This is a genomic window from Mangrovibacillus sp. Mu-81, assembly GCF_036867415.1.
Classification (GTDB): domain Bacteria; phylum Bacillota; class Bacilli; order Bacillales; family Bacillaceae_B; genus Rossellomorea.
In genome coordinates this window covers 1-10,668 of record NZ_JBAJHU010000024.1, presented here as the reverse complement: position 1 = coordinate 10,668, position 10,668 = coordinate 1, and the positions used below count along the sequence as shown (strand labels likewise).

The 10,668-nt window shown below is 42.9% G+C and carries 8 protein-coding genes; 3 read left to right on the top strand and 5 right to left on the bottom strand.

All coding sequences use genetic code 11. From position 1 onward, the window contains the following. Window positions 1-274: 274 nt before the first annotated feature. The 4 genes from helD to V6B33_RS21960 all read right to left on the bottom strand — a co-directional run bounded on the left by helD (window position 275) and on the right by V6B33_RS21960 (window position 5,913). Entirely contained in the window at window positions 275-2,548 is a 2,274-nt protein-coding gene (gene helD, locus V6B33_RS21975; protein WP_334219785.1) for an RNA polymerase recycling motor HelD, read from the bottom strand. Window positions 2,549-3,285: 737 nt separating this feature from the next. Continuing rightward, the gene (locus tag V6B33_RS21970; protein WP_334219786.1) at window positions 3,286-4,224 is read right to left on the bottom strand and encodes an ATP-grasp domain-containing protein; all 939 of its coding nucleotides are present in this window, start codon (window positions 4,222-4,224) and stop codon (window positions 3,286-3,288) included. Between the two features lie 94 nt (window positions 4,225-4,318). Then, window positions 4,319-4,612: an MscL family protein gene (locus tag V6B33_RS21965; RefSeq protein WP_334219784.1), complete on the bottom strand. Its 294-nt coding sequence runs from the start codon at window positions 4,610-4,612 to the stop codon at window positions 4,319-4,321. Window positions 4,613-4,953: 341 nt separating this feature from the next. Next, on the bottom strand, window positions 4,954-5,913 hold the full coding sequence (locus tag V6B33_RS21960) for a LacI family DNA-binding transcriptional regulator (protein ID WP_334219783.1): 960 nt from the start codon (window positions 5,911-5,913) through the stop codon (window positions 4,954-4,956). 129 nt (window positions 5,914-6,042) lie between these two features. Between V6B33_RS21960 and V6B33_RS21955 the strand changes: the two genes are divergently transcribed. Beyond that, window positions 6,043-6,180, top strand: a complete 138-nt coding sequence (locus V6B33_RS21955; protein WP_334219782.1) for a hypothetical protein — start codon at window positions 6,043-6,045, stop codon at window positions 6,178-6,180. A gap of 176 nt (window positions 6,181-6,356) precedes the next feature. Next, complete coding sequence (locus V6B33_RS21950) at window positions 6,357-6,968, top strand: nitroreductase family protein (RefSeq protein WP_334219781.1); 612 nt, start codon at window positions 6,357-6,359, stop codon at window positions 6,966-6,968. 38 nt (window positions 6,969-7,006) lie between these two features. Here the strand turns inward: V6B33_RS21950 and V6B33_RS21945 are convergent, their stop codons facing one another. Further along, window positions 7,007-8,653, bottom strand: a complete 1,647-nt coding sequence (locus tag V6B33_RS21945; protein ID WP_334219780.1) for a M20/M25/M40 family metallo-hydrolase — start codon at window positions 8,651-8,653, stop codon at window positions 7,007-7,009. 195 nt (window positions 8,654-8,848) lie between these two features. On the opposite strand from V6B33_RS21945, the gene V6B33_RS21940 reads away from it, so the two are divergent. Next, entirely contained in the window at window positions 8,849-10,150 is a 1,302-nt protein-coding gene (locus V6B33_RS21940; protein ID WP_334219779.1) for an NCS2 family permease, read from the top strand. Window positions 10,151-10,668 lie beyond the last annotated feature (518 nt).

The window sequence follows — 10,668 nt, the reverse complement described above, 5'->3', positions numbered from 1 at the left end:
ACGAGCAAGCCGGAAAGGCGCTTTTTGCCTTTTTGGCTTGCTTGACTTATGACCTCGAGCCTCTAGCCGCCGGAGCTGGACAGGTCTCACATAAGCTACTTTTCCCGCAGGAGTCTACGTCTTGCACTCCAATCAACCGCTGGTACAATCTATATACTAGATGAACATTTGAATAAAGCAAATAAAAAACCCGAACTAATTTGAATTCCGGAATTCAAATTAGTTCGGGTTTACTTAGACTAAAACACTTTTGTACCCGCCTCTCTCATCAGTATCACCTGATAAATTGATTCAGATCTTTTCCAATGAAAGAAAGTTTGTGGAGAGGACGGGTCATGGCCACGTATTGCAGTTTGATGTCCAGTTCGTTTTGATCGCTGAATACTTCGTTGATAGCGGTGATCATGACGACGTCGAATTCCAATCCTTTAGATAAATAGGAAGGTACGATGACGATTTTATCTTTCGGGATCGACTCCTGCTCTTCCAGAAGTTTCACCTTTCCTGGAATTTGATTTTCAAGGATTTTGTAGATCATTTTACAATCTTTCATACTCTTCCCGATCACTGCAAATGTTTGAAACCCTTCCTTTTTCCCTTTAGATACCTTCTCCAGAATAATCTCCGGAAGCTCCTTATTTCTTTCAAAAATACATGTGTCAGGGGCTTCCCCGTGTCTTACCACCGGATTCACTTTAGGAAACTCATGGGGCAGTAAACTCAACAGTTTATTCGCTTTATCCATGATTTCGATCGTAGTACGGTAACTTTTTTGAAGTTCGGTATAGGTCGCTCTCGGAAACACTTCTTTATAGACGGGATCCCATGCTTGAAGTCCACGGTATGAATGAATTCCCTGAGCAAGATCACCGACCAGGGTGAACATATCGGTTTCCAGTGCACGCTTCAATGAATATAGCTGCATATAGCTGTAATCCTGCGCTTCATCAATGACGATATTCTTGGCTTTATAGAATTTATCAATTCCGAATAAATGTGTCTGCAAGTACAGAAGCGGCGCCAGGTCTTCAACCTCATATTTCTTTTTCATCAATAGATTCCATGTATAATAGCATACATCTTGCGCCTGATTTGAATCCAGTTCTCCATTAGAATACTTTACAAGACGTTCCGGATCGGAAAACAGTTCAGAGTAATACTGCTCAAGATTTTTCTTTTCAAATTGCTTCATATAAGTGGCAACACTTGTCCTGACTGCCTTCTTCACTTCTTCGAGCCTGTCTGACTTTTTATCCAGGGCCTTGGAAATGTACTCCTTGCGATTACCGGCATTAGCACGCTGATAAAGGGCTTTCTCGATTTTCTCATCAAAAAAAGTCTCTACCCTTTCCACCATTTGCTTCTTATTCGTCCGCACGTAGCTTTGCAATAATGCCTTCAGCTTTTCAAGCCTGCGGTAAATGGGCATATACGTGTATTCATCTTTAAAAAGATGAATGAATTTCTTTGCAGAGTACAGTTTATATTTATCCACATAAAAATCTTCCTCTGGATGAAACCTTTTTTCAATCTCTTCTATATAATGATCAAGAATTTTTCTGAACGTCTTTGATCCTTTGAAACCTGATATCCATGAAGCTTTTTTCACATCATGGTCCTGATCGCGTTCTATCAGTCTGATCAGTTTGTCATCTTCAACAAGCTTTAATTTTTTCTCCAGACATGTCATTACGTAATCGGAAAATGTCGTCTGCCTCACCCGTTCCACTCCGAGCTCCGGCAGTGCCTCCGAGATATAATCAATAAACAGATTGCTCGGTGCAAGAATCATCAGCTGCCTTGGATCAAAATGCTGTTTGTAATTGTAAATAAAATAAGAAATACGATGGAGCGCGATTGTTGTTTTCCCGCTTCCTGCCGCTCCCTGAACGATGATGGGTTTGTTCAGGTCAGCCCTGATGATCCTGTTTTGCTCTTCTTGAATGGTGGAAATGATTTCGGTTAATCGATTGCTGGAGCTTTTCGCCAATGAATCCTGAAGAAGTTCGTCTGTGGTGGTAAGGTCGATATCCCTGATTTCTTCCAATTTTCCGTGATCGATCATATATTGACGCTTCAAGGAAAGGTCACCTTCAAAGGTCTCCCCCTCTGCCTCATAGGAGACATCGCCAATCCTTCCTTCATAGTAGAGATTGGCAATTGGAGAACGCCAATCAACAATGATTTGTTCCTGGTTTTCGCGCTGATATAGTGAAGTTTTGCCGATGTAATGTTTTTCGATGGTGTCATTGCCTTCATTTTTGAAATCAATCCGGGCGAAATATGGTTTGTCCTTCGCTTTCTGAAGAGAATCCAATTCTTCCTTTGACATTTCAAAAAAGCTCGAGTTTGTCAGAATATCGATGTAGGCCGCACTGGACTCGCCCCAGTCGACGTCACCAAATGCTTTTTCCATATTCTCCTTGTACTTCTCCTTGCTTGATTGAGATGTTTCAATCACAACATCAATGTAGCGTTTTGTGAATTCCAGGCGTTCTGATTCATTTGAAAAATCGGGGTGTAGTACTGTTTCTGATTTCTTCGTCATACCTTTCTCCTTTCAAATATGGTAGCCGCAATGGAGAAAAAAAACGTCTTAATCACACCGCTGAGGTAACGACTCTCAGGCGGTCTAACACGCTGAATGAGACAAATAGAAATCTGTAAAAATTATGTAGGCGTTTGGGAGCAGAAATTTATATTATCAGATAATTGGTAAAGTTTCAATATAAAATACTGCTTCAATAGAAAAGCGGAGGCGGCTCGCCCAGGCCCGACAAGCATAAGATGAATGGGCCGGGAAGGCGTTTTTTTGCCTTCTTGGACCATTTAGCTTATGACCTCGAGGGCCTAGCCGTCGGAGCTGGACAATAGAAAAGCGGAGGTGGCTCGCCCAGGCCCGACAAGCATAAGATGAATGGGCTGAGAAGGCGTTTTTTTGCCTTCTTGGACCATTTAGCTTATGACCTCGAGGGCCTAGCCGCCGGAGCTGGACAATAGAAAAGCGGAGGCGGCTCGCCCAGAGGCGACAAGCATAAGGCAGGGCAGCCACAAAGGCGCTCTTTGCCTTTTTGGATGGCATGACTTATGTCTCGAGCCTCTAGCCGCCGGAGCTGGACAATAGAAAAGCGGAGGCGGCTCGCCCAGGCCCGACAAGCATAAGATGAATGGGCCGGGAAGGCGTTTTTTGCCTTCTTGGACCATTTAGCTTATGACCTCGAGGGCCTAGCCGCCGGAGCTGGACAATCAAAAAACCCCTCTGATTTAGAGGGGTCAACATCCTGCCTATTCGTTTACCTTATTGAGTTCTTCCCCCAAAAGTTTTGCCAATTCCATCATACCGTATGTGCCGGCAGCTTCTTCTGCTTCTCTGTTATAATTCGTGTTCGTATTCACATCATAAGTATACAACGTTCCTTCTGAATCCTTTATGAACTCGATGCCAGCGACATCGATTTGGTTATCACGCAAGAATGTTTGATAATCCGTAATGATCTCATCGTCGAAATCATCAATGATTCGGAATTTAGGTGACGTTTCCTTTTCATCGGCTGGACAGAATAAATCATCGATCCGGCACGCATCGGCCGGACACAGCTCAAATCCTTCTGAAGTATCTACCCGTACGGCGTATACAAACTTGCCGCCAATAAATTCACAACGTGTGATTGATGAGTCCGGCGACTCGATATATTCCTGAACAAGTGTCGTTCCATCCAATGGTTCTTCGAAAGTATCGCTGTATACATATTCTTTCAGCGCATGAACAGAGTGAAATAATTGAACCCCCAGTCCTTTACCTGCACGGTTATGCTTAGTAATGAATGATTTCCTGCCAAGTTTTTCTGCTGCTTCAATGATTTGCTGCTTACCGACCGCAGCGATCGTTTTTGGAGTGTGGATTCCAGCTCCATTCAAAGCCATATATTGGTTCACTTTACTGACTTCCAAACGGAGGGCTCTAGTTCCATTGAGCACTTTCCGGTCGTGGCGCTCCAGCCACGACAGGACGCTTTCAGTCAACTCCGGAGCATAACGGTGGTCCCTCGTATGTGAAGATGCACTGATTCTGTTATAGAATACTCCATCTGGCGGGGTTTCGGATAAGTCGACAATACCTTTATCAAGGAACCATTCTTCAAATGGAAGTCCGAGTTCATTCAAGCGGTTTGTAAGGTGATTGGTCCATTCGCTATTTTCATGAATTATATAAATTTTTTTCAACATGATACCTCATTTATTTTAAGATAATAAATTCAATAACAATACAAAGTAATCCTACTATAAAAGTAGGATTACTGTCAAAAATGTGCGTTTTTCATTTCTCGTTTCGTTTGTTTTTTATGTGAATTTTCATTGCACTTTTCGTAATGAACGGCGTTGCAGGGAGTTTTACATCTTTGAGGCCGCTCGTTCGACTTTCTTTCAGTATATCCCTTATTTCCTGAAGTACACTGAGGTTGGTGAGCTGTTTCATTCTATACGATTGTTCCCCCCCTTTTAGACGGTTGAAGATTTTGACCAGCAGAAAGACACTGACAGCGGCAAGAAGGAAATCGACTGCAGCCTGAACGATCTTTCCTATAGCGACCACCCTTTCTTTTACCTTCACAATTTCCCTGAAAAACTATCATACTCTACTAACATCAACACTTACTTCTCAGCTGTGCATCGTTTCCAATAGACATTCATTAGTAAATCATATGGCAGAAAGCAAACAGGTATGAAACATTCCAAAAATGAAATAAAAGCCGACCTCAGCGGATCAGCTCCTCATTATCTACATAATATATTTCCTTACGATTGCAAAAAGAAGGAATAAGGCAACGACAAACATGACGATGACCAGGACCTTCTCCTCTTTATTACCAAGCATCATTTATTCGCCTCCCTGTGACAGCCCTTTGTTCAAGTGTACTATAGGTTTACCCTCGATCCAGATTTCCACACCTTTCACACGGTTCCCCTCGTGTAAAGCGACGTTTCCAGAATAACGGGGGAAGAAGGGACATCTTCAATGAAGAGCTTAAATGCTTCTTCTCCCATCTTCCTGATCGGCACTTCGAATGAGGTGATGTCTAAGGCATCTGCTAGCGGATGGTTATCGAAGCTCAGGATTGCCAGTTCACCTGGAATATCGATGCCTTCCCTTCTTGCAGCTGATACGATACCCGCCGATACCTGGTCGCTTGTGACGATCAGTGCCGAGGGTTTATCTTTTAAAGCTTCCCATTGATGGAAGACATCCCTTCCGTCTTGGAGATGGAGGCATTCGTTGAAGATCCATTCTTCCCGGACTTCATGACCTGCCACTTCGGCACTATCGTAAAATCCCCTCATCCTCTCTTCGCTGTTTGTCCCGAATGTCCGATGAAGGCATAATCCGATCCTGGAATGACCTTTTGAATAGAGATGATCCATACCGGCCCGGATCGCTTCATAATGATTGATGTACACTTTTTTCTCCACTTCATAAAGATTTTCACAAAATACCACATTTAATCCGTCCATGATCGTTCCAAGTGTATCAATCGAATTAGACCTTGAGGTGACAATGAGACCATCGACCTCCTTCATCTGCAGACGGTGAAAAGCATCAAGTTCCGCCTCTTTCTCATAATCAGTCTGGAAAATCTGCAGGTGGTACCCGTGCTTTAATGCTTCACCGGCAATCCCCTGTAAAATTTCACCAAAATACGGAAGGTTCAAAAAAGGAAGTACCACTCCGATACAATTCGTTTTTCCTTTGGATAAATGGACGGCGTTTGCATTTTTTATGTAATTCAGTTCGTTCACTGCGGCCAATACTTGGCGCCGCTTCTCTTCTTTTACATAAGGATGATCATTTAAAACCCTTGAGACTGTCGATACCGAGACACCTGCCAGCTTGGCGATTTTTCGGATATTGGTCATGATGGAATCCCCTTTATAAAGAGATTTGAATTTTTTTAGTGAAAGTGCTTGCTCTGAAACGCGTTTCACAAATTATAGTCTAGATAGGTTAACCTGATCAAATAAAAAATTCATTAGGAGGGTTGCTGCATGCTTGGTATAATTTATCTCCCCATTCTGTGTATCTTCATTGTCGGAGGCAGCTATTTGGCTTTAAAGCAGATAGATTTCTTCACCCCGGCAGATGATGATGATCCGTTCGATTCGATGTTCAATCATGATATGTAATACTTTGGGCGTCTGCTTTCTTCAATTAATGGGAAAGCAGTTTTTCATTGCCGTTGCTTGACTCGTAAAAATTCGTCCGTTATAGTGGTCATGTTATAATTTACTTCCAAATAGTTAACACGCTTCAAATATAGCCTATATTATAGCATTTATTCGCACATCAAGGAGGCATTATCATGACAAACTTCTTTCAAGTGGCCGAGGAACGCCGCTCTACAAAAATCTACAATCCTGACGTAGAAATACCTCGAGAAGAATTGGTCGGAATTTTAGAAACGGCAGGCAAAGCTCCATCTGCATGGAATCTTCAGCATTGGAACTTCCTTGTTTTTGATCAAAAGGAAGTTCAAGAGCGTCTGCTTCCGATAGCATACAATCAGCAGCAAGTGGTCGACGCTTCTGCCGTCGTAGCGGTACTTGGTGATCTTGAGGCGGATAAAAATATCGATCCGGTTCTCGATCCTTCAGTAGAAAAAGGGGAAATGACATCAGAATTAAAAGACATCCTGGCCAAACAGATCAAAGGTGCCTACAGCCGGGAACAGTATCCAAGAGATGCAGCATTCAGCAATGCATCACTTGCAGCCATGCAGTTAATGCTTGCAGCCAAGGCAAAAGGCTGGGATACTTGTCCGATTGGCGGTTTCAATCCGTCTGCGCTGATTTCGGAATTCAATATTTCTGATCGTTACCTGCCGATTATGCTGATTACGATCGGCAAACCGCTTCAGAAAGCAAGAAAGACAGACCGGCTTGATATCCGCAACCTGATTGACTGGGCTGAATAATCAATGAAAGCCGCATCGCGTGAGCGATGCGGCTTTTTCTATATTTTTAATAGATCAATCGTGACACGCTGAATGACCTCCGGCAGGACTGAAAACGTATAAGGCTTATATACTCGTTCAGTCCATTGATGGCCGTCTTTCCCATAGACACCAATATTGATGGAAGGGATATTCAGCTTCCTGATCGTGTCGATTGGCACCGGATACAGATTGTTGATCAGTGGAAGATTCTTCTTGATGACATTGATATCTTCATCTTCCTCGTGAAGCGACAGGAAGCTTCCATCTGCAAGATATGGAAAGAACCGTTTCAAGACGAATTCTTCTCCTGTCTCCCCTGAAATTTGTTCCAGGCATCTGCCAAGTACTTCTTTCACTTTCTTTCCATACTCATTCTCTTCGTTCAAATAATTATGAGGAAGGAATGGAGGGGCAAAGAATATAATGACTCTCGGCGTCCGGTCAGGATCGAGATGCTGCAGGGCTTCAACCATTTTATATCCGATGGCCCTTCGATCCTCCCCTTCATGAATGCGATATACTTCTTCCATTACAGGCTCAGGATCAAGGCCCCTTTCCTTCAGCCAGAAGATATATTCCCTTAATGTTAGAACCTCCACCTGCCATGAGAGCTCCCTTTCAGGAAAGCTGTGAAAGCTGCGGTAAGTTTCATACTGCTCCTGACTGCGTATCTCCAGATGAGCCACCGCCTTCATAGCCGCTTTCTTCATTTCGTATAATACATCCCGAGCAGTTTTTTCATAAACAAAGTAGTTGAAGTAAATGGATGTGCTCAAGGGTGTCTGAACATTATAAGCATTCTTGTCGTCTTTGAAATACAGACATGATGGCGGCAGAGTAAATTCACCCGGTATTTTTTCTACATAATCAAGATTCTGATTGATTTCAAGGTTGATTTTTGAAGCAATCGCAGTCGGATCGATGGACGTCAGTACATCACCGACATGTGCTTCCCTTCCATAAATATAAAATCCCGGCAAAAACTTTCCTGCCGCTCCGGTGTAAATATATCTCTTGCAATCCCCGTCATAGATAGGGGAAATGAAATCAGTATTGATGGCTGCCAAATAATCGAATCCTTCCTCCTTCAGGCGGTCTAGATCTGTTAAAGCTGCAATCATCCCCCCATGTTCACTTTCTTCATCGCCATTGAATAAAAACAATAGATTTCCTTGCAGTAGTTTCCCTTGTTCAGAAAAGTGCAGCAGGTTGGCAAGATGAACGGCGATTCCACTTTGCATATCCAAGGCTCCTCTGCCAAACAGCCAATTCCCTGAAAGTGCATCTTCCTTAACTTTCTCTTCCCCTTCATAATCCATAAAGAATTTCTGCAGAAAATCGGGGTCATGGGCCATACCCTGAAGGGCGCCGTAGTCTTCTGTGCCAACGGTATCGTAATGGGCATGGAATAATAACGTCTTTGCCGTTTCGCCATCCAAGAGTGCAAAGACATTATGCCGCCCGATACCATCATTAGGAACTTTTTGCATCCATACTTTATCGGGATTCTTTTGAAAATAAGGAAATGAACAGATCAATTCATATATATAATGAGCTTTTTGGCTTTCTCCCTCAGAACCATTATAGCTTTTCAGAGCGACTAAAGAGCGTGTGATGAGTTCGACCCTTTCAGGGATCGATTTATTTTTGAGTTGTGCGTACACGTTAGCACCGCTCCTTTCTTATTTAACGAATAATTGTCTATAATTGATAACATCTTAACTAAAAAGGGCAGGATATGGAAGGGGTTTCAAAATTATTTTGAATTATTTTTTTTGTTTATCTATTGAATTTCAGTCTATTACCGAATATTATATAATTTGTGTGTTTTTAATGTTCGTTTTTATGGAGGTATGACAATGTTTAAATTACAGGAACACGGCACCACTCCAAAAACAGAAATACTGGCGGGATTAACAACTTTCTTGACGATGGTCTATATCGTGATCGTCAACCCGATCATTTTGGCGGATGCAGGTGTACCGTTTGATCAAGTATTCGTAGCGACAATTATTTCAGCTGTAGTCGGTACACTATGGATGGCATTATTCGCAAACTATCCGATTGCGATCGCTCCCGGAATGGGATTGAACGCATACTTTACTTACTCCGTTGTTGGAGCGAATGAGGACATTTCTTACATCGTTGCATTTTCAGCAGTATTTGTTGCGGGTATTATATTTGTCATTCTTTCACTTACACCATTCCGCGCGAAACTGATCGAAGCGATTCCTCAGAACTTAAAGCATGGGATCACAGCAGGAATCGGTTTGTTTATTGCCTTTATCGGATTGCGTTTGACAGGTCTGATTGAAGCTCACCCAACCAATCTGGTGAAGCTTGGCGATCTGCATTCACCTTCTGCGCTCCTTGCCCTGGCTGGTTTGGCAGTGACGCTTGTGCTGATGGTAATGAATGTCCATGGTGCATTATTTATCGGAATGATTGTGACAGCATTGATTGCTTATTTCACTGGTGAGCTTTCTTTTGATAAAGGGATCTTTGCCATCCCTCATCTTCCTGAAGGTCTTATCATCAGTAATCCCCTTACAGCATTTGCGGATGTTGTTCAATACGGTCTGTATGCAGTGGTCTTCTCCTTCTTACTGGTGACCATTTTTGATACAACGGGAACGATGATCGGAGTTGCCCAGCAAGCAGGATTGATGAAAGGCAACCAAATGCCAAGAGCACGTGAAGCACTGCTTGCTGATTCAGTGGCGACGACAATTGGGGCAATGTTCGGTACAAGCCCGACTTCCGCTTACATCGAGTCTTCCGCAGGGGTATCCGCAGGAGGCAGAACCGGATTGACGACTTTGACCGTGTCGATTCTGTTTATTGTTGCTGCCTTTTTCGGCCCTCTTGTCAGTGCGGTCTCGGGCATTTCGGCCATAACGGCTCCTGCGCTGATCATTGTCGGCAGCTTGATGATGGGGAGCATCTCCCATATTAAGTGGGATCAGCTTGATGAAGCGTTCCCTGCGTTCCTGATCATCCTCAGCATGCCCCTGACATCAAGCATTGCTACAGGGATCGCGCTCGGATTCATTTCTTATCCATTATTAAAAGTGGTCAAAGGACAATGGAAGCAGGTTCATCCGCTTGTATATATTTTTGCGGTATTGTTCTTTTATCAGCTGGCATTTCTGCCACATTAAAAAAGTCGCCCTGAATTTTTCTAACAGGTTCGGATTTCGAATACAAAAACTAAATTAGCTCCCCAATTAGCAGTCCTATTCGCAACTGAATTAGACTGCTTCTTTTTGTTGATATATTGGGGTTAAAAAATATACGATAAATCCGCCCTGAATACCGAACCCCTTTTCACATGGTGTATAAGTTATTGTCAGCATGAAAATTCATATGCTATTTGTTATACCAATTGTTGTGCTACGAATGCTAATTAACTAGCAGGGGGTGGGTGTTGATTTTTAGAGGCAGATAAATGAAGCAGACACTTTTTCATCCTTCATTGTGAGTAACCTCCGATTGTTTAAATAAGGGGGGTTTTTCCCGTTATCCTTCAGAATAGGGCTAGGTTCGGGGGATATAAGGGGAGATATTTCCGTTAAGTCAAGTAAAATGGTCCATTTTCATGCTTTTGGAGCAATTAGAGGGAATTTTTTCCTCTGATTGCTCTATTTTTCGTGCTACATCCTCAATAAGAGGTGTTTCT

What these genes read in the sequence shown, in the direction of transcription:
- helD (WP_334219785.1), bottom strand. Translation starts at nt 2,548, where the DNA reads ATGACGAAGAAATCAGAAACAGTACTACACCCCGATTTTTCAAATGAA.
- V6B33_RS21960 (WP_334219783.1), bottom strand. Translation starts at nt 5,913, where the DNA reads ATGACCAATATCCGAAAAATCGCCAAGCTGGCAGGTGTCTCGGTATCG.
- V6B33_RS21955 (WP_334219782.1), top strand. Translation starts at nt 6,043, where the DNA reads ATGCTTGGTATAATTTATCTCCCCATTCTGTGTATCTTCATTGTCGGA.
- V6B33_RS21950 (WP_334219781.1), top strand. Translation starts at nt 6,357, where the DNA reads ATGACAAACTTCTTTCAAGTGGCCGAGGAACGCCGCTCTACAAAAATC.
- V6B33_RS21940 (WP_334219779.1), top strand. Translation starts at nt 8,849, where the DNA reads ATGTTTAAATTACAGGAACACGGCACCACTCCAAAAACAGAAATACTG.